Genomic DNA, 19,211 nt, shown 5'->3' with positions numbered 1-19,211 from the left:
TTCGTTTCATGCAAGTCTTTTGTTAGTCGAGTTCCAGCATCTGCAGCGCGCGCGAGGCCGCCAGGTCGTTCCAGGCGGTCACATCGCGCAGCAGGTAGTGGCCGACCGGGCCCCGGTCGACGAACTCCGTCGTCCGCGCGACCTGCTCGCAGCGGCGTACGAACTCCTGGGAGGCGGCGTAGGAGGTGATCCGGTCCCGTCGACCGTGAGCGACGACGAGGTCCTTCTCCTTCAGCCCGCTCACCGGCTCGCCGGGCGGAAACCACGGCGCCAGGGCGACCAGGCCGCGCACCAAGGAGTCATCGGCGATCCGCGCTCCCGTGCGGGCGCCCATCGAGTGGCCGACGAGGGCGATCGGCACGTCGGCGTACTGCTTCATCTGGGTGAGCGCCCACCGGGCGTCGGGGACGGGCGCGGGGTCATCGAGGTTGTTCCAGCCGCGCTGGCCGTAGCGGAGCAGCCAGACGTCAATGCCCTCTGAGCCGATGCGCGCGGCCAGTGCGCGCTGCAGTGCCGCGGCGCGCCGCCACGAGAGGTTGCCGCGGTGCACGGGAGAGGCCGACCTCTGCGTGCCTCCGTGCAGCACGAGTACGGCGGCCCGGGTCGGCCCGCCGTTGTCGATCCTGTCGATGCTGGGTCGTCCCACTTCCCACCTGCCTTCCTCGTGTCGTTCGTAGCGCAACGCCGGTCGGATGGGTCGTCGCGGAGCTGTCGGTGGGGGACGGCAAGATGTCCTCCATGAGCGACTCGGTGACCCCGCCCGACCCGAGCGTGGCCAGCCCCACCGACACAGCCCGCGACGAGCACCGGCGACTGGCCGAGGAGATCGAGGACGCGCGCTGGCGCTACTACGTGCTCGACGACCCGACGCTGTCCGACGCCGACTTCGATGTCCGACTGCGACGGCTCGAGGCGATCGAGGAGGAGTTCCCCGAGCTCCGTACGCCGGACAGCCCGACCCAGAAAGTCGGGGGAGCGGTCTCGACCGACTTCACCGCGGTCGACCACCTCCAGCGGATGGAGAGCCTCGACAACGCCTTCTCCTTCGACGAGCTCGAGGCGTGGCACGCGCGCATCGCGCGCGACGGTGCCGGTGACGCGGCGATGCTCTGCGAGCTGAAGGTCGACGGTCTCGCGATCAACCTGCTCTACGAGAAGGGTCGACTGGTCCGCGCGCTGACCCGCGGAGACGGTCGCACGGGCGAGGACGTCACCCCCAACGTCCGCACGATCACGTCGATCCCCGATCAGCTGACCGGCACCGACGGCTACCCCGTGCCCGACCTGATCGAGGTGCGCGGCGAGGTGTTCCTCTCGGTCGCCGCGTTCGACCGGCTCAACGCCTCCCTGGTCGAGGCGGGCAAGCCGATGTTCGCCAACCCGCGCAACTCCGCCGCGGGCTCGCTGCGGCAGAAGGACCCGCGGGTCACCGCGAGCCGTGACCTCGGCATGGTCTGCCACGGCATCGGTGCCCGCGAGGGTTTCGAGCCGGTCGCCCAGTCCGATGCCTACCAGGCCCTGCGCGCGTGGGGGCTGCCGACGAGCGAGCGGGTGCGAGTGCTGGCGACGTTGGCCGAGGTCAAGGAGTTCGTGGCCCGCTACGGCGAGCACCGCCACGACGTCACTGAGCACGACATCGACGGCGTGGTCATCAAGGTCGACGACGTCGCGCTGCAGCGCCGTCTCGGCTCCACGAGCCGGGCGCCGCGGTGGGCGATCGCCTACAAGTACCCACCTGAAGAGGTCAACACCAAGCTCCTCGAGATCCGGGTCAACACCGGCCGCACCGGGCGCGTGACGCCGTACGGCGTCATGGAGCCCACCAAGGTCGCCGGGTCGACCGTGGAGCGCGCCACCCTGCACAACGGCTACGAGGTCAAGCGCAAGGACGTCCGTCCGGGCGACACGATCATCTTGCGCAAGGCGGGTGACGTGATCCCCGAGATCCTCGGTCCGGTGCTCGCGCTGCGACCCGAGGGCCTGCCCGAGTGGGAGATGCCCACTGAGTGCCCCAGTTGCGGCACCACGCTGGTCGAGCAGAAGGAGGGCGACAAGGACCTCCGCTGCCCCAACCACCGCTCGTGCCGCGCGCAGGTGCTCGAGCGGGTCTACCACGTCGCCAGCCGGGGTGCCTTCGACATCGAGGGGCTCGGCTCGGAGGCCGCCTACGCGTTGGTCGAAGGCGGCGTCGTCGACAACGAGGGCGATGTCTTCGACCTCGACGAGGCCAAGCTCCTGCGCACCGCGCTCTTCACCCGCGCGCCCAAGAAGGGCGAGGAGGGGCTCCAACTGAGCGCCAACGGCATCGGCTTGTTGGCCAACCTCCAGACGCGCAAGGCGGTCCCGCTCTGGCGGGTGCTCGTGGCGCTCTCGATCCGCCACGTCGGACCCACCGCCGCCCGCGCGCTGGCGACCGAGTTCGGCTCCATGAAGGCGATCCGCGCGGCGACCGAGGAGCAGCTCGCCGCGGCCGAGGGCGTCGGGCCGACCATCGCCGAGGCGGTCATCGAGTGGTTCACCGAGGACTGGCACGTCGAGATCGTCGACAAGTGGACGGCCGCCGGGGTGCAGATGGCCGACGAGCGCGACGAGTCCGTCGCCCGCACCCTCGAGGGCCTCACTATCGTCGTCACCGGCTCGCTCGACGGCTTCAGCCGCGACTCGGCCAAGGAGGCGATCATCAGTCGCGGCGGGAAGGCCGCCGGCTCGGTCTCCAAGAACACCGACTACGTGGTCATCGGCGCCAACGCCGGCTCCAAGGCCGACAAGGCCGAGCAGCTCGGGCTCCCGATCCTCGATGAGGACGGCTTCACGGCGTTGCTGGCGGGCGGGCCCGCCGCGGTCAGCTGACCTAAAGAAAACTTTTCGGCGTTCTGCTGCGGCGGCCCGTTGTCCCCGACTTACAGTGCCTGCACTGGGGGTTCTCGGCCAACAGGAGTTCCCGATGCGCAGTTCGATCATGGGGCGGCTGTCCGTCGCCATAGTCATCGCGACCGCCGTTCTCGTAGGTCCGCTCGCTCCCACGCCGCCCGCGAAGGCCGCGGTCACCGTGGTCTACGTGGTGCCCGGTGGTGCGGGCACCCAGGACGGGTCGAGCTGGGCGAACGCCAAGGACCTGTTGCCCGCGGCATTTTATGCGGTCGCCGGCCAGCAGCTGTGGGTGAAGGCCGGCACCTACAAGCCGTACATCCTCGCTGGAGGGATCCGCTACTTCAACCTGTGGGGCGGTGTCGAGATCTACGGGGGCTTCGACGGCACGGAGACCGATCTGTCGCAGCGCAACTGGCTGGCCAACCCGACCATCCTCGACGGGAACATCGGGGACCCAGGAGTCGACACCGATAACGCGAGCCATGTCGTGGAGACCTACAACGCCAACGGCAGCGTCCTCGACGGGTTCACCATCAAGAACGGTTACGCCAACTCAGGAGGCCTGTCCTACAACTACGGCGCTGGGATGTACCTCGACGGCGGGAACCCGCAGCTCTCCCACCTCGTGATCACACAGAACACGGCTCACTACGGCGGCGGCATGTACGTGCTGAACGGCACCCCGACCCTCACCGACGTCACCATCTCCAACAACTTCGCCGCCGAGCAGGGTGGTGGGATGTGGGCCCACCACGCCGTCCTCGACGGCGTAGAGGTCACCGATAACGTCGCAAGCTGGCAAGGCGGCGGGATCTACTCCCTGTCGACCCTGGCCATTGACAGCTCCACCATCACCGGCAACGAGGCCGATGGGGCCGGGCCGATTGACTTCGGTGAGGGTGGCGGCGGCGGGCTGTACGTCCTCGGCGACCTCGACCTGCGGAACAGCGGAGTCTCCGGCAACACCGCCGGAGGCTACGGGGGCGGTATCTACCTCAGAGACGGTTCCAACACCCATCAGATGAACATCGCCAACGTGTTCGTCACCGGCAACGTCGCCCAGAACGGCCCCCACTGGTCGGTATCGGTGGCGGGATTGTCGCCAGGATCGGTAGTCCGCATCTGACCGACGTCGTCGTGTCCGGCAACACAGCCTCCAGCCAGGCCGGCGGGGTGTTCAACAGCTCCATCGCGACGCTCGTCAACCTGACCGTGTCCGGCAACTCCGCACCGGACACGGGTGGCCTCAAGAGCGTGGGGCTCCATCCGACCATCCGCAACAGCATCCTGTGGGCCAACGGGGTGTCCTACTCGGGGCCTGCAGGCGCGTCGGACACGCAGCACAGCATCGTGCAGGGTGGGTTGCCGGGCGTGGGGAACCTGGATGTGGATCCGAAGTTCGTGACGCCAGTGCCGCCGGCTCCGTCGCAGGGCGGAGAACTATCGCTTGATTCGGGTTCGCCGGCGATCAACGCGGGTGACAACGCGAGCGTGCCGGCGGGTGTGACGACGGACGCCAGGGGGTTCCCTCGGATCAACGGGGGCACCGTGGACATGGGGGCGCTGGAGCGGGCCGGAGACGTGGTGGCGCCGACGGTGGTGGCGATGACGCCGAGCGCTGGTGCGGCGATCACCACGACGTTCACGGCGACGTTCTCCGAGCCGGTGGTCGGGGTGTCGGCGAGCACGTTCACAGTGAGCGCGGGTGCGACGCTGGTGGCGGGCACGGTGACCAAGACCGCGACGACGGCGACGTTCACCCCGAAGGTGCCGCTGGTTCCCGGCGAGCGGTACACCGCTCGGCTGTTGGCCGGGATCACCGATCCTGCGGGCAACCCGGTCGCGCCGACCTCCTGGGTGCGGCGGACCTCGACGGTGGTGGATGACAAGTCGCCGGCTCTGATCGATACCTGGGACCGTGACGCCAACGCGGCGGCGTCGGGTGGCTTCTACTCGGCGGCGAACAAGGCCGGCTACAAGCTGGTGCTGCCGTTCACCGGCACCAGCGTGGTCGTGAAGGGCACGCGGATGCCGAACGGTGGCTACGCGACCGTGTTCGTCGACGGGGTCAGCGCGGGGACGGCGAACTTCTACGCGGCCACGACGCAGTGGCAGGTGTCGGTCTTCACCAAGACCGGCCTGGCAGGCGGTGCGCACACTCTCGAGGTTCGGGTCACTGGCACGAAACCGGCCGCCTCGACGGGGACCTGGGTCAACGTCGATGCGTTCCAGGCCGGTGCCATGACGTTCGAGGAGAACAGCGTGAAGGTGCGCGGCTACTTCGCCCGGGTCGCCACGGCCGGTACCTATGGTGGGTCGCTGGACATCGGGTGGCACGCCACCACTGGTGACACGAGTACCCGGCCGTCGTACAAGGTGATCTGCCGCGGCACCGATCTGAGGATCTACGGCACGAAGACGCCGACCTCGGGCAAGGTGACGGTCTACGTCGACGGTGTCGCGAAGGCGACCGTCGACCTGCATGGCGCCGCGATCGTCCACAAGCAGCTGCTCTTCGATTCGGCGCCTCTGCCCGATGCTCAACACTCCGTCCGGATCGACGTCCTCGGCACACCGACCGGCGCCAGCTCCGACGTCGGGTTCGACTACCTCATCTGCCCATGACCTGAAGCGCTGGCCTTGGTCAGCAGGTCTCGGTCCCTGTCATCGCCCAGGCGCCCTCGACCAACTCCTCCACGCGCATGATGAGGACCGTACGGCCATCGGCGTCCTGTGCCGAGACACTGGCCAGGCCGTCGTCCCATGCGTCGAGGAGGGTGAGGTCCGCGATCCCGAGGTGCCGCCACAGCGGCGCGTCGGGCACGCCTTCGACCGCGGCCATGGGGTCGGACGGCCAGTCCTGCTCGCGGGCCTCCTTCGGCGACCGGGGAGCGATGACGTCGATCGTGCCGCTCGAACGCTGGTAGGGGTTGTCGCACGTCAGCTGGTCGAGTGGGTAGGGATCTGGACCGTCGCCCCAACCGACGACGAAGATCGTGACGGGCGTGCCCGCTGCGACCACCCGTCCCGCCGGAGGATCGGTCCACACGGCCAGATCGCACAGGCCGGCGTCGTGACACCCGTCCTCGACGGTGGGCTCCAGACCGAGCGCCTGCATCGCCGCGACGGCGTCCTCGACGTCGCTGCGGTGCCAGCTCTTGACCAAGGGGACCGCCGCCTGGCTATCGGGCAGCACGGTGAGGGACTGCCGGACGGCGACCAGATCCTGTTGCTCTGCCTCGGTGCCGTGGATCGTGATCCGGAAGTAGGCGCCGAGGTCCGGGACGGAGATGTCGAGTGAGCAGGTCATCACCCTCGGCTGGGCGCAGAGCTCGCTGTCGACCACCACGTCGTAGCCGTCGACCTGTCCGTCCACCGCCTCGTGGTCGCTGGGGATTGCCAGTGGGTGGTCACTGATCAGAAGTGACGACGCGGGCAGCGCAAGGCTGCAGTGACGGCCCTCGGTGCTCAGGAAGTAGACCGCGGGGACAGCCGGTCGGCACGGTTCGGCCTGGAGGTCCTTCCAGCCGGACGGCACCGCGACGACCACACGCCCGGTCCCCGCCCACCGCATCCCCGGCGGCGGTTCCAACGTGCTGTCGGCCGGCGGTGGCACCGGGTCGTCCGCTCGGTCGCCGTCGCTGCTCAAGACCTGGTGACCCACAGCAACGCCCCCGACGATCAGGGCGACGGCGAGAGCGGTGCCGGAGAGCATGCGCCGCCTCCGACGTCGTACGGCGACCGCGCCAGCGGCGCGCAGTTCGGCAAGGGCCGGGGTGGCGACAGGCGTGTCGAGGAAACGCTCGATGACGTCGGGCAGGACGCGGGGCTCGGTCATGTCAGGCTCCTTCGACCGGGTCGGACAACTGGGGGTGGGTGGCGAGACGGGCGAGGGCCCGGGAGAGGCGGCTCTTGACCGTGCCGGGGGCGATGCCGAGCACGGCGGCCGTCTGGGCCTCGCTGAGATGCGCGAAGTAGCGCAGCACCACGACCGCCCGCTGGCCGTCGTCGAGATCGGCGAGGGCGCGCCGTACGGCGTCGGCGAGGTCCGCATCCACCGTCGCGTCGCCGGCGGCAGGGCGATCCGGCAGGGCGTCGGTCGGCACCTCGCCCCACCACTGCCGACGGCGGCTGTCGCGGAAGCAGTTGAGGAGGATCCGGTAGACGTACGCGTCCCGATCACGTGCTTTGCGTACCTTCCGCCAAGCGAGGTAGCAGCGCAGCAAGGTGGTCTGGGCGAGGTCGCGTGCCTCCTCCGGATCGCAACCCAACCCGACTGCTGAGCGGACGAGGGCAGGCCACCGCGCGAGCACGTAGTCGTCGTACTCCGCGTCGTCCAATGCACACCTCCGAAGGGCCCCTCATCCTGACCGACGAGATGGCGGGGCGGTCGGGTTCCCGAGGCTTCTACGAGCCGTCGGTGAGTGGGTGCTTGCGGAGCCGGGTCTGGATGAGGCGGCGCTCGGCGTCGTTGGTGGTGAGCTCGAGCGCCCGCGTGTCGGCGGCCGCGGCGTCGTCGTCGCGGCCGAGCATCCGGAGCAGCTCGGCCCGCGTCGCGTGCCAGAGGTGGTAGCCGGCCAGCTCGTCGGCCAGCCGATCGATGTCGCGCAGCGCGATCTCGGTCTGCTCCGGGCCGAACTGGGCGAGGGCGATCGCGCCGTTGAGACGTACGACGGGCGAGGCGTCCTCGCGGATCAGGAAGCCGTAGAGCGTGACGATCTGGAGCCAGTCGGTGTCGGCCCACGACGCCGCCTCGGCATGACACATCGCGATCGCCGCCTGGAGCTGGAGCCGGCCGGGGGAGTGCAGTGAGGCGGCCCGGGCGAGGTGCTCCCCGGCCTGCTTGAAAGCACTCGCGTCCCACAGCGACCGGTCCTGGTCGCGGAGCAGCACGAGGTCGCCGGTCGGGGTGAAGCGCGCGGCGGCGCGCCCGTGCTGGATGCGGAGCAGAGCGGCCAGCCCCCACGCCTCCGCCTGGTCGGGGAGGCTGCGCGCGACGACCTCGGCCAGCCAGACGGCGTCGGCACCGAGGTCGCGGTCGTGGGTGCTGCCGGTCGAGGCGACGAAGGCCTCGTTGTAAGCGAGGTAGATGACAGCCAGCACATCGGTCAGCCTCGCGTCGAGGTCGTGGATCTCCTCGGGCACCTTGAGCTCGATGCCGGTGGCGACGATCTTCCGCTTGGCCCGCACGATCCGTTGCGCGAGCGTCTGCTCGTTGACTAGGAAGGCGCGGGCGATCTGCGGCGTGGTGAGACCGATGACGGCGCGGAGAGTCAGGGCGAGGCGGGCTTCGGGCGCGAGGGCAGGGTGGCAGCAGGCGAAGAGCAGGGGGAGCCGGTCGTCGGGATCGATGGCGGCGACTTCGTCAGCCCCGGGAGCGACATCGTCACTGCCGGCGGCGAGGCGTTCCGCCGTACGAGCGCGGCGTCCGGAGGACCTGAGCAGGTCCAGCGCGTTGCGTTGGGCAGCGGTCGTGAGCCAGGCGGCCGGATTGCGCGGCTCCCCGTCGCGCCGCCAGGCCACCAGCGCCTCGGCGACCGCGCCCTGCACCGCCTCCTCGGCGACGTCGAAGTCGCCGAAGCGGCGGTACAGGGCGGTGACCAGCCGGCCCGACTCCTCGCGGATCGTCGCGGCCAGCAGACCGTCGCTGGTGGTCATGGGGCGGTCATCGAGTGGTCACTCGAACTGGCTGTAGTCCTCGACCATCGGCCGGATCTCGACCGCGACGCCGGGGAACTCCAGGTGCGGCCAGGTCTTGGCGAGCGCGATCGCGGCGTCCATGTCAGGCACGTCGATCACGCTGAAGCCGCCGACGACCTCCTTGGCCTCGTTGAACGGTCCGTCGACGACCACGCCGCCGTGCTTGACCGTCGTCGCGGTGTCGATCGGCTGGAGCTCGGCGCCGGAGTCGGTGATGACGGCGCCGTTCTCCTGGAAACAGGCGTAGATCTTTCCGTAGACGGCCTGGGCGTCCTCCTCGCTCACGCTGGCGAGCTGGGCGGGGTCGCTGGTGAACATCAGCACGTACTTCATCTCGAGTCCTTTCGGTGGGGTGGATCCTTCACCCCTCCGTCGCCGCTCGACCAGTGAAATCGACAGCCTCCGGGAAAATTCTTTGCGACCTGCAGACTGGGGGCGTGAAGCGGTTCGTCTCGGCGGTGGTGGCTGCCTGCATCCTGAGCGGCTGCACGCAGCCCGGGTCCGAGCCGTCGGAGGCCAGTCCCAACCCGTCGCCGGCGCCGACCGAGGCGACGTCGGGGACGCCGTCCGGCTCGTCGGTGGCGCCCGTCGAGGAACCCGACGCGGTCTCCCTGCCCGCCCTCTTCGACAAGGACTACGACGGCAGCCGGCTGCGCATCGGCAAGCTCGTCGAGCGCACGCCGACCCAGCGCCAGTACGACGTCACCTACCGCGGCGACGGACTCACCATCTCCGGGCGGATCGCGATACCGGAGGGGGAGGGGCCGTTCCCCGCGGTCGTGCTCGCGCACGGCTACATCGATCCCGACGACTACGTGATCGGTCAGGGGATGACCCGCGAGCGCACGTGGTTCGCCGACCACGGCTATGTCGCCCTGCACGTCGACTACCGCAACTACGGGAGCTCTGACAGCGAGGGCATCCCCGGCGCCGACCTGAGCATCGGCTACACGACCGACGTGATCAACGCGGTGCTCGCTCTGCGTGCCTGGGACGGACCGGTCGACGACGACCGGGTCGCGCTCGCCGGGCGGTCGCTGGGCGGGGGCGTGGTGCTCAACGCCCTCGTCGCGGTCCCCGGCCTCACGGACGCGGCTGTGGTCTGGGCGCCGGTCAGCTCCGACGTCTCCGACATCTACCGGCACTTCCTGTCCGGGCCGGAACGCGCGGACCTGCGTGCCGGGATCGACATGATCTACGGCTCCCCCCGCGACAACCCGGAATTCTGGAGGGGCGTCAGCTCGCGCACCTACGTCGACCGGATCACCGAGCCGCTGCTGATCAACCACGGCACCGCCGACGAGACCTGCCCGATCGCCTGGAGCCGCGAGACCGTCCGCGCGCTGCGCGCTGCCGGGAAGGACGTCACCCTCGCCGTCTATCCCGGCGAGGGTCACGACTTCATCGACTCCTTCGAGGAGTCGATGAAGCGGAGCGGAAGATTCGTGGAGGACCAATTGCGCTGAACGCCTTTACTTTCCGTCCCGCCGTGTGATGGTGGCGAGCAACCAAGGGAGTAGGCGCATGCTCATCAACACGATCGGTCGGCATCTGGCCGGCAACGCGATTGGTTACCTGGCGCTGGTGGTGGCCACCAGCGGCACCGCCTATGCCGCCGCGACGATCGGCAGCGCGGAGGTGATCGACAACTCGCTGCGCAGCATCGACATCAGCGACGAGACGACCCTGAACGGCGGGCTGAGTGGGATCGACATCCGCACCAACACGCTGACGGGCGCCGACATCCAGGAGGGCACCCTCGCGAAGGTGCCGAACGCCGACCTGCTCGACGGACTCGACAGCAGCGGCTTCGTCGCAGGTCCGGGCGCTTTCGACATGGGCGCGTTGGCGCTGCCGTCACCCAGCACCTACTGGTACCCGGTCCTCGAGACGGCCGACCCTGCCGTGACCGTCGGTTACGAATGCCCGGGGGACCTTGCGCAGAACGGCCGCATCGTCTTCGAGAACAACATGGACCAGGCGATCAACGTCTTCGTCGACAACGGATCGGAGAACGCCGGCTATCAGCAGATGTCCGCCAACGGGGAAGTGTGGAACCACCTCGCGGCGCCCGCTGGCGAACACCTCGTCTTCCACGTGCAGGTCGGGGGCCCCAAGTTTGTGGCGATCGAGGTCTTCTCCGTTCACCGCGTGGCGACGAACGACTGCCACATCCAGGTCACGGCCACCGTCCACCGCTGAGCCTCGTCGGTAGGGCCGCTCGGGGTCAGCTCGTCGCGCGGCGCATCCAGCGCCGGAGCGGAGGTTCGCTGGTGACGGGATCTCCGCTGCGCAGCGCGATCTGAGGTGCTTCCAGGAGGAACCCCGGCACGTCGACTCCGCGGAAGAAGAGCCGCGAGCAGGTCGCGGGATCGACCCGGCGGACCCTTGCCGGACCGCGGTGGTCGAGCGCGTCGAGGACCAAGGCGTGCATGACGGCGTCGCCGGCCATCAAGACGTGGTCCATCGGCACGGGCATGTGGCGGCCCGGGCACACATCCTGGATCTGCACGCTGTGCGCCCCGGGCTGCTGGTTGGCCGCCGGCTGAGGAGTGACGGTCGCGTCGGCGTCCGTGCCGATCGTGGAGTACGACGGTCCGACGGGCAGCTCCCGCCGGGCGAGATGCTCGAGGAGGTTCGAGCCGCTGGCCATCTGCTGGAACGACGGCACGCAGCCGACGCCCGACGCGCACTCAGCCGTGATCGCGTCGGAGCCGGAGTCGTAGACGCCGGCGATGCCGACGAAGTCCTCGATCCCGGCGGCCAGACGCGGCCACACCCGCAGCGCGAACAGCGGCAGGAAGGCGCCCTGGCTGTGGCCAACCACCGAGATCTTCCGTCCGGCACGGTGCTCGACGCGACGGATCGCGAAGGCGACGTACTGCACGTTGGTCTGCACGTCGCCGTAGGCGTAGTCGGGGACGTCGACGGTGCACACCGCGTGGCCGCGAGCGAGCAACGACTGGCGGTAGCCGACGCCCCAGTTCTCCTCAGCGGTGACTCCCGTGCCGTGGACGAGGAGCACCGGGATCCGTTGCGACGTCCTGACGTGTCCGTCGCACTGCACGGCGGCGGCGAGGTCATCGGCCGGGACGTCATACGGCGGCCTGACCTCAGCCGACGCGGAAGGGACTGCCAGGGCGACCGCGGCGGTCGCGAGGGCGAGGAGGCGGGGGAGCGCGCCGGGGTGGTGCATGGAGGACCTCTCGGAGGGAGCCCTCGCAAGGTAGAGGTCGACCGAAGTGTAGGTCAATAGACCGGGTCAATTGTCCTGATACGTGGGCCCCGCCCGAGAAGGCGGGGCCCACGTATCAGCGGTACGGCTGGGTCAGGACTCGTAGGCGCGTCCGGCCAGTCGCAGCTCGGGCGAGTTGTCGGTGACTGATGTCGAGCTCACCCACTCGCACTGGTCGGGGTGGTCGTAGCAGTTGTCGTAGTAGTCCGGGCCGCAGTTGAGGTCGGCGCACGCCGGCTCGCTGAAGGTCTCGGTGACCGGGCCCGGGTCCGGCAGGGTCGGCTTCGCGTACGGCGCCGTCGTGCACGCGCCGGTGGCAGGGTTGCAGGTCGTCACGTCGGACTTCCCAACCTTGAACACCTGGCCGTCGGCCGTCCAACCCCAGTCGTAAGGCTGGCCCTCGAGCGCGGTCGATGATCCGCTCGCGACGTCGTAGACCTTGGACTTCCCGGACTCCTCGTCGACGAGCTGGGCATAGCGGCCGTCGGGGGAGAGGTCGAAGTAGCCAGCGCCATCGACGCTGAGCAGCTCCTCGCCGCTCGCCGTGTCGATCACGGTCGGCGCGCCGTCGACCGTGACGGCAGCATGGCCGCCCGCGATCTCCCAGACGCTGCTCTGGTCCCACGGCTCGACCGAGCCGTCGCGCCAGTCGACCGCGAAGGCACCGCCGTCGTAGCCGTTCTGGATGTAGACCGTGTCGCCGTCGATCGAAAGCGGGAACCAGTTGTCCTTGGTCGGGCCGACGGTGATGCGCGCAGCTTCCTGATCGGCCACAGCGTCGTAGACCACGACCTGGAGCTGGCCGTCGACCGCCTCGCCGTAGGCGACGTAAGGCTGGCCCGGGTCGCTCGCGTGCACGGTCTCCTCGGTGACCAGCCCGAGCCGGTTCACCGCGCCGCCGGGGGTGATCAGCGAGAACCGCTGCTCGCCGCCGCCGTCGCTCCAGGCGTTGTCGCCGGCCCGCACGACGACGCCTGCGGAGGTGAAGAAGAGCGACTTCACGGCCTTGTCCTCGACGGAAGCGCTGTGGCCTGGCCCGTCGTAGAAGACCTGGTTGCCGTAGGCGAACACCGCGTTGGTGCTCGGAGGGGTGGAGGCCGGGTCAGGTGCGGCGGTCGAGCCGTCGCTGCCGGACAGGGCGGCGACGCCGCCGCCGATGACCAGGACGGCCGCGACACTGCACGCGCCGATCACCATCCGGTTGCGACGGCGAAGGCCACGGCCTTGGCGGAGCACAGCGGCCGGGGCGGGAGGAGGTACGTCGAGCCCGTCGGCCTCGCCGGCAAGCAGTTGGGAGAGTCGCTCAGTCATGGTTGGCTCCTGTGGGGATCACGCTGTCGCCGAGCAGGGCGCGGAGCTTGGACAGCGCTTCGGAAGTCTGGGATTTCACGGTGCCCTCGGTGATGCCGAGGGCGTGGGCCACCTGCGCGACGCTGAGGTCCTCGTAGTAACGAAGCACGACCACCGCGCGCTGTCGCGGCGGCAACGTGCCGAGCGCGTCGATCACGGTCCGGCGATCGCTGAGGTCGGTCTCGTGCATGCCCTCGGGGAGCACCTCGGTCGGGCGCTCGTTGCGCCAGCCCTTCTTGCGGAACCACGACGCCGCGGTGTTGACGAGCGTCGTCCGCGCGTAGCCGGGGGCGGCATCGACGTTCTGCACCTTGCGCCAGTTGGCGTAGGTCTTCGCCAGGGCCGTCTGCACGAGGTCCTCCGCGTCGGCGCGGTCGCCGAGCATCAAGTAGGCCGTGCGATAGAGGCTCGCCCAGCAGGCGTGCACCAGCTCGGCGAACTCCTCGTCGGTCGGTGGTCGACTCATCCACTCACCCTTCCTTGTTGGTCACCATGACAGATGTCGTGAGCGGGCCGATCGGTTGGGCGTGTGCCTACGCTGGCGGCGTGTATCTGGAGAACATCGTGTTCGACGCGGTCGACCCGCAGACGTTCGGCCGCTCGTGGGAGGCCACTCTCGGCACGGAGACGCTCACTGACCAGTACGAGGGCTACGAGACCCGGCTGGCGATCCCGGACGGTCCGGTCCTCGATCTGTGCTTCCAACGTGTGCCCGAGGAGCCGGTCGAGCCGGAACGCCTGCACCTTGAGGTCCGAGGACCCGACCTCGTGGCGATTCGCCTCGCCGCCGCCGACCCCGACCGCGACCGAGCCTTCTGGCAGTGGCTGACGGGCTGGGTGGCGACCGAAGACTCGCAGATCCGGGGTCTCCAGCACCCGTCCGGCAACGGTCCCGTGCTCGAGCTGGTCCCCGAAGACCAGCCGAAGGGGGCGGCCAAGAACCGGATCCACCTCGACCTGCGGCTCGAGGCAGGGGACGACGCAGACGAGGTCGCACGCGGGATCGCCGACCACGGCGGCCAGGAGCTCCACTTCGACTGGGGCGACCTGCCGTGGCGCCACTTCGCCGATCCGTCGGGCAACGAGTTCTGCGTGTTGAGGGCGCCCTGATCACGCGGGCCGTCCGATTCGGGTGCGGCCTCGTGCGCTCCCTAGACTGACCCCCATGCCCGAGATCTCCCGCGACGAGGTGGCCCACCTGGCCGATCTCGCCCGGATCGACCTCGATGACGCCGAGCTGGACCATCTGGCCCCCCAGCTCAACGTGATCCTCGAGTCGGTCGCCTCCATCCGTGGGGTTGCCGGTGACGACGTCCCTCCGACGTCCCACCCGATTCCCCTCACCAACGTCTTCCGCGACGACGTCCCGGCGCCGTGCCTGACGGCCGAGCAGGCCCTGTCGGGCGCTCCGGCGAGCGAGGACCAGCGCTTCAGCGTGCCGCGGATCCTGGGGGACGAGCAGTGAGCTGGATCAAGAAGACGGCCGCCGAGCTGGCCGACGCCCTCGCCGCTGGCGAGGTGACCTCCGTCGAGCTCACCCAGGCGCACCTCGACCGCATCGCTGCGGTCGACGGCGATGCGACCGCGGGAGTCCACGCGTTCCTGCACGTCGACGCTGAGGGCGCGCTCGCCGCAGCCGAGGCGTCCGACAAGCGCCGCGCCGCCGGCGCGCCGCTGCACCACCTCGACGGCGTGCCGATCGCCGTCAAGGACGTGCTGGCCACCCAGGGTCTGCCCACGACCTGTGGCTCGAAGATCCTCGAGGGCTGGATCCCGCCCTACGACGCCACCGTCGTGCGCAAGATCAAGGCTGCCGGTCTGCCGATCCTCGGCAAGACCAACATGGACGAGTTCGCGATGGGCTCCTCCACCGAGCACAGCGCCTACGGCCCGACCCGCAACCCGTGGGACCAGACCCGGATCCCGGGTGGTTCCGGTGGTGGGTCGGCTGCGGCCGTCGCCGCGTTCGAGGCGCCGCTCGCGATCGGCACCGACACCGGTGGCTCGATCCGCCAGCCCGGCGCGGTGACCGGCACGGTCGGCGTCAAGCCGACCTATGGCGCGGTATCGCGCTACGGCCTGGTCGCGCTGGCCAACAGCCTCGACCAGGCGGGCCCCGTCACGCGCACCGTCCTGGACTCCGCGCTCCTGCAGGAGCTGATCGGCGGCCACGACCCGCTCGACTCGACCTCGGTCGACCAGCCGCTGCCGTCGCTCGTCGACGCCGCTCGCGCCGGTGCGACCGGCGACCTGACCGGCGTCCGGATCGGTGTCATCTCCGAGCTCTCGGGAGACGGCTGGCAGCCCGGCGTCATGGCGCGCTTCCAGGAGTCGGTCGACGTGCTGGTCAAGGCCGGCGCCGAGGTCGTCGAGGTCTCGTGCCCCAACTTCGTGCACGCGCTCGCGGCCTACTACCTGATCCTGCCGGCGGAGTGCTCCTCCAACCTCGCCAAGTTCGACGCCATGCGTTACGGCCTGCGAGTGACGCCTGAGGGCAACCCCAGTTCCGAAGAGGTCATGAAGGCCAGCCGCGACGCCGGCTTCGGCGACGAGGTCAAGCGCCGCATCATCATCGGCACCTACGCCCTGTCGAGCGGCTACTACGACGCCTACTACGGCCAGGCCCAGAAGGTGCGCACGCTGATCAGTCGCGACTTCGAGGCAGCGTTCGAGAGCGTCGACGTACTCGTCTCGCCGACTGCTCCGACCACGGCGTTCGCGCTGGGGGAGAAGCTCGACGACCCGATCGCGATGTACCTCAACGACCTCGCGACCATCCCCGCCAACCTCGCGGGCGTGCCGGGCATCTCGGTGCCGGCTGGTCTCGCCGACGAGGACGGGCTGCCGGTCGGCTTCCAGATCCTCGCCCCGGCCCTGGCCGACGACCGCTGCTACCGCGTCGGTGCGGCGCTCGAGGCGCTGCTCACCGCCGAGTGGGGCGGGCCCCTGCTCGACAAGGCTCCGGCCGTGCCCGAGAACGGAACGATCCGATGAGCGAAACCTTGATCCCGTTCGACGACGTGCTGGCGTCCTACGACCCGGCGCTGGGCCTCGAGGTCCACGTCGAGCTCAACACCGTCACGAAGATGTTCTGCGGCTGCCCGACGGAGTTCGGCGCCGCGCCCAACACCCAGGTGTGCCCGACTTGCCTGGGCCTGCCCGGCGCGATGCCGGTCGTCAATGGCAAGGCCGTCGAGTCGGCCATCCGGATCGGGCTGGCGCTCAACTGCGAGATCGCCGAGTGGTGCCGCTTCGCGCGGAAGAACTACTTCTACCCGGACATGCCGAAGAACTTCCAGACGTCGCAGTACGACGAGCCCATCTGCTTCGAGGGCTACATGGACGTCGAGGTCGATGGCGAGACGTTCCGGGTCGAGATCGAGCGCGCCCACATGGAGGAGGACACCGGCAAGTCCACCCACATCGGTGGCGCGACCGGCCGGATCCACGGTGCCGACTACTCGCTGGTCGACTACAACCGCGCCGGCATCCCCCTGATCGAGATCGTCACCAAGCCGATCGTCGGTGCCGGTGCGAAGGCTCCGGACGTCGCGCGGGCCTACGTCGGCCAGTTGCGCGACCTGATCCTGGCCCTCGGCGTCTCCGACGCGCGGATGGAGCAGGGCTCGATCCGCGCCGACGTCAACCTGTCGCTCTCACCGAAGGGCTCCGGGGTGCTCGGCACCCGCACGGAGACCAAGAACGTCAACTCGCTGCGCTCGGTCGAGCGGGCGGTGCGTTACGAGATGTCGCGGCACGCCGCGGTGCTCGGCGCGGGGGAGTCGATCCTCCAGGAGACGCGGCACTGGCACGAGGACACCGGCGTCACCACGTCGGGCCGCGAGAAGTCCGACGCGGAGGACTACCGCTATTTCCCCGAGCCCGACCTCGTCCCGGTGGCGCCGTCGCGGGAGTGGGTCGAGGAGTTGCGCGCGACGCTGCCCGAGAACCCGACCGCCAAGAAGACGCGACTGCAGGCTGAATACGGCTTCTCCGACCTGGAGATGCGTGACGTGTGGGCCGCCGGTGCGCTGCCGCTGATCGAGGCCACCGTTGCCGAGGGCACCGCGCCCCAGTCGGCCCGTAAGTGGTGGCTCGCCGAGCTGTTGCGCCGCGCCAACGACGCCGGTGTCGAGCTGGCTGATGTCGGTGTCACGCCGGCCCAGGTCGCGGCGGTGCAGGCGCTGGTCGACGCGAAGACGATCAACGACAAGCTCGCGCGCCAGGTCTTCGACGGCCTGCTCGCGGGTGAGGGCACCCCCGAGGAGATCATCGCGGCCCGCGGGCTGGCCATGGTCTCCGACGACGGCCCGCTGATCGCGGCGATCGACGAGGCGCTGGCCGCCCAGCCCGACATCGCCGACAAGATCCGCGGCGGCAACCAGGCCGCGGCCGGCGCGATCATCGGTGCGGTCATGAAGGCCACCCGCGGTCAGGCCGACGCGGGTCGGGTGCGTGAGCTGATCCTGGAGAAGCTCAGCTAGGCTGCGGGAGATCAATCCAATACGCCCGAGGCGGGGGAAGCCGGTCAGATTCCGGCGCTGACCCGCAACCGTGGGCCGCACTCCTGCGTTCGGACAGGAGTACGGCGAGCCGGAGCACCTGTCGCGGAGCGTCCTGACGTGCACGCTGTCGCGGAGAGCAGTGGGTCGGGCCGTCTGACGGTTCCCACCCCCTTGCTGCAGCGGGAAGGAACACGATGTTCAGCTCCACGCTTCGCCGGATCGGCGCAGCCGCGCTCGGCGGCTCGCTGCTCGCGGCAGGTCTGGCCGCCCCGGCCCAGGCCCACGACGAGACCGACAAGACGGCCCAGGCGGTCGGCGCCGGATGGCTCAACGGCCGGCTCGACGACGGCCTGCTGCACGCGGCCTACGCGGACTTCACGACCGGCGACCCGGTTCCCTACGTCGACTACGGCGGCACTGTCGAGGCGGCCTACGCGCTCGACGCCGTCGGTCGCACCCGGCTGCTCTCGCGCATCGCCGACGCACTCGAGGGCTCGGCCAACTCCTACATCACCGGCGCCGACTTCGGTGGGCCCGGCGACTACTACGCCGGACCGACCGGCAAGCTGCTCGCCTTCGCCAGCGACCTCGCCGGCGACGCCGACCCGACCACGTTCGGCGGCATCGACCTGGTCGACCGGATGGAGTCAATGGTCACCGAGAGCGGTCGGATCTCCGACGTCGACGCGGTTCCGCAGTACTGCGGCCCGCTCGAGGCGCCGGTTGCCTGCGACTACGCCAACGTGTTCGGCCAGATCTGGGCGGCGCGAGGCCTCCTCGCCGTCGACTCTCCGAAGGCAGCGGCCGCCGTCGACTTCCTGGTCTCGCAGCAGTGCAGCGACGGCCACTTCCCGACGTACTTCGACGCGTGCAACCCGGCCGGACCCGACGCCACCGCGTTCGTCGTGATCCTGCTTCACGACTTCGCCGCGGGCGACCCCGCCCTCAACACGGCGATCAACAAGGCGACCGGCTGGCTCGCCGACTGGCAGACCGATGGCGGCGGCCTCGCCGACGACAACGGCATCGTCAACGCCAACAGCACCGGTCTCGGCGGCTGGGCCTTCGGGATCGAGGGTCGCGAGCGCGCTGCTCGCAAGGCGGCTGTCTGGCTGCGCAAGCTGCAGGTGCCCGGCCGCTCCTGCGACCACGGCCTCGCCCACGAGCGCGGCGCGGTCGCCTACGACAAGGCCGCCTTCAAGGCCGGTCGCGCTGACGGCATCGGCGCGCTCGTCGCCGGGCAGTGGCAGACCGTCGAGGCGCAGGCGCTGCCGGCGCTGTCGCACGCGCCTGCAACCCATGTCGCGCTGGCGGTCGACGCCCCCGAGCACGTCTCCGTCGGGTCGAAGGTCCGGGTGAAGGTCGACGGCCTGGCGCCGGGCGAGCGTGCCTGTGTCGGCATCGGCCGCAAGACGGTCGCAGCCGTCGGTGGCGCCGAGGGCGACCCCGTCTACGTCCGCATCACCGTGCGCAAGCCCAAGGGCGAGCGCGAGGTCAAGGTGCTGACGGCCAACGACACGGCCTCCGACACGATCGTCGCGGGCTGACGC

General features: G+C 69.9%; 18 protein-coding genes. 10 read left to right on the top strand and 8 right to left on the bottom strand.

What is annotated here, in order from left to right; translation table 11 throughout:
• Nucleotides 1-22: 22 nt before the first annotated feature.
• The gene (locus tag F0U44_RS09205) at nucleotides 23-646 is read right to left on the bottom strand and encodes an alpha/beta hydrolase (protein ID WP_188113403.1); all 624 of its coding nucleotides are present in this window, start codon (nucleotides 644-646) and stop codon (nucleotides 23-25) included.
• A gap of 83 nt (nucleotides 647-729) precedes the next feature.
• Between F0U44_RS09205 and ligA the strand changes: the two genes are divergently transcribed.
• The 3 genes from ligA to F0U44_RS09190 all read left to right on the top strand — a co-directional run bounded on the left by ligA (nucleotide 730) and on the right by F0U44_RS09190 (nucleotide 5,496).
• Nucleotides 730-2,850: an NAD-dependent DNA ligase LigA gene (ligA, locus tag F0U44_RS09200; RefSeq protein WP_438616484.1), complete on the top strand. Its 2,121-nt coding sequence runs from the start codon at nucleotides 730-732 to the stop codon at nucleotides 2,848-2,850.
• 94 nt (nucleotides 2,851-2,944) lie between these two features.
• Nucleotides 2,945-3,997, top strand: coding sequence for a right-handed parallel beta-helix repeat-containing protein (locus F0U44_RS09195; RefSeq protein WP_149728003.1), 1,053 nt, complete (start codon nucleotides 2,945-2,947; stop codon nucleotides 3,995-3,997).
• An 11-nt stretch (nucleotides 3,998-4,008) separates the two neighbouring features.
• The gene (locus F0U44_RS09190; RefSeq protein WP_149728002.1) at nucleotides 4,009-5,496 is read left to right on the top strand and encodes an Ig-like domain-containing protein; all 1,488 of its coding nucleotides are present in this window, start codon (nucleotides 4,009-4,011) and stop codon (nucleotides 5,494-5,496) included.
• 19 nt (nucleotides 5,497-5,515) lie between these two features.
• On the opposite strand, the gene F0U44_RS09185 is transcribed toward F0U44_RS09190, so the two are convergent.
• The 4 genes from F0U44_RS09185 to F0U44_RS09170 form a co-directional block, all read right to left on the bottom strand.
• A complete protein-coding gene (locus F0U44_RS09185) occupies nucleotides 5,516-6,709 on the bottom strand; it encodes a PASTA domain-containing protein (RefSeq protein WP_149728001.1) in 1,194 nt (397 codons plus the stop codon).
• 1 nt (nucleotide 6,710) lies between these two features.
• On the bottom strand, nucleotides 6,711-7,211 hold the full coding sequence (locus F0U44_RS09180) for a SigE family RNA polymerase sigma factor (RefSeq protein WP_149728000.1): 501 nt from the start codon (nucleotides 7,209-7,211) through the stop codon (nucleotides 6,711-6,713).
• Between the two features lie 67 nt (nucleotides 7,212-7,278).
• A complete protein-coding gene (locus tag F0U44_RS09175; RefSeq protein WP_149727999.1) occupies nucleotides 7,279-8,529 on the bottom strand; it encodes an RNA polymerase sigma factor in 1,251 nt (416 codons plus the stop codon).
• Between the two features lie 18 nt (nucleotides 8,530-8,547).
• Nucleotides 8,548-8,904 (bottom strand): YciI family protein, encoded by a 357-nt coding sequence (locus F0U44_RS09170; RefSeq protein ID WP_149727998.1) that lies wholly within the window; start codon nucleotides 8,902-8,904, stop codon nucleotides 8,548-8,550.
• A 104-nt stretch (nucleotides 8,905-9,008) separates the two neighbouring features.
• Here F0U44_RS09170 and F0U44_RS09165 point away from each other — a divergent pair, with 104 nt between their 5' ends.
• Entirely contained in the window at nucleotides 9,009-10,037 is a 1,029-nt protein-coding gene (locus tag F0U44_RS09165) for a prolyl oligopeptidase family serine peptidase (RefSeq protein WP_223163633.1), read from the top strand.
• Between the two features lie 58 nt (nucleotides 10,038-10,095).
• Nucleotides 10,096-10,773: a hypothetical protein gene (locus F0U44_RS09160; RefSeq protein WP_149727997.1), complete on the top strand. Its 678-nt coding sequence runs from the start codon at nucleotides 10,096-10,098 to the stop codon at nucleotides 10,771-10,773.
• A 25-nt stretch (nucleotides 10,774-10,798) separates the two neighbouring features.
• On the opposite strand, the gene F0U44_RS09155 is transcribed toward F0U44_RS09160, so the two are convergent.
• From F0U44_RS09155 to F0U44_RS09145, 3 genes are all read right to left on the bottom strand, one after another.
• Entirely contained in the window at nucleotides 10,799-11,767 is a 969-nt protein-coding gene (locus F0U44_RS09155; protein WP_149727996.1) for an esterase/lipase family protein, read from the bottom strand.
• 132 nt (nucleotides 11,768-11,899) lie between these two features.
• Nucleotides 11,900-13,117 (bottom strand): YncE family protein, encoded by a 1,218-nt coding sequence (locus F0U44_RS09150; RefSeq protein ID WP_149727995.1) that lies wholly within the window; start codon nucleotides 13,115-13,117, stop codon nucleotides 11,900-11,902.
• Nucleotides 13,110-13,622: a SigE family RNA polymerase sigma factor gene (locus F0U44_RS09145; RefSeq protein WP_149727994.1), complete on the bottom strand. Its 513-nt coding sequence runs from the start codon at nucleotides 13,620-13,622 to the stop codon at nucleotides 13,110-13,112. Before F0U44_RS09145 ends, F0U44_RS09150 begins: the two co-directional genes overlap by 8 nt.
• Nucleotides 13,623-13,702: 80 nt before the next feature.
• Between F0U44_RS09145 and F0U44_RS09140 the strand changes: the two genes are divergently transcribed.
• The 5 genes from F0U44_RS09140 (at nucleotide 13,703) to F0U44_RS09120 (ending at nucleotide 19,208) form a co-directional block, all read left to right on the top strand.
• Nucleotides 13,703-14,266, top strand: coding sequence for a VOC family protein (locus tag F0U44_RS09140; protein WP_149727993.1), 564 nt, complete (start codon nucleotides 13,703-13,705; stop codon nucleotides 14,264-14,266).
• Between the two features lie 55 nt (nucleotides 14,267-14,321).
• Nucleotides 14,322-14,621, top strand: coding sequence for an Asp-tRNA(Asn)/Glu-tRNA(Gln) amidotransferase subunit GatC (gene gatC, locus F0U44_RS09135; RefSeq protein WP_149727992.1), 300 nt, complete (start codon nucleotides 14,322-14,324; stop codon nucleotides 14,619-14,621).
• Nucleotides 14,618-16,150, top strand: coding sequence for an Asp-tRNA(Asn)/Glu-tRNA(Gln) amidotransferase subunit GatA (gatA, locus tag F0U44_RS09130; RefSeq protein ID WP_149727991.1), 1,533 nt, complete (start codon nucleotides 14,618-14,620; stop codon nucleotides 16,148-16,150). Before gatC ends, gatA begins: the two co-directional genes overlap by 4 nt.
• Complete coding sequence (gene gatB, locus F0U44_RS09125; RefSeq protein WP_149727990.1) at nucleotides 16,147-17,640, top strand: Asp-tRNA(Asn)/Glu-tRNA(Gln) amidotransferase subunit GatB; 1,494 nt, start codon at nucleotides 16,147-16,149, stop codon at nucleotides 17,638-17,640. Before gatA ends, gatB begins: the two co-directional genes overlap by 4 nt.
• A gap of 215 nt (nucleotides 17,641-17,855) precedes the next feature.
• Nucleotides 17,856-19,208 (top strand): prenyltransferase/squalene oxidase repeat-containing protein, encoded by a 1,353-nt coding sequence (locus F0U44_RS09120; protein WP_149727989.1) that lies wholly within the window; start codon nucleotides 17,856-17,858, stop codon nucleotides 19,206-19,208.
• Nucleotides 19,209-19,211: the final 3 nt, after the last annotated feature.

Origin of the sequence: Nocardioides humilatus (assembly GCF_008373755.1) — a bacterium.
Taxonomy (GTDB): domain Bacteria; phylum Actinomycetota; class Actinomycetes; order Propionibacteriales; family Nocardioidaceae; genus Nocardioides; species Nocardioides humilatus.
This window is presented reverse-complemented; position numbering and strand designations above follow the sequence as displayed.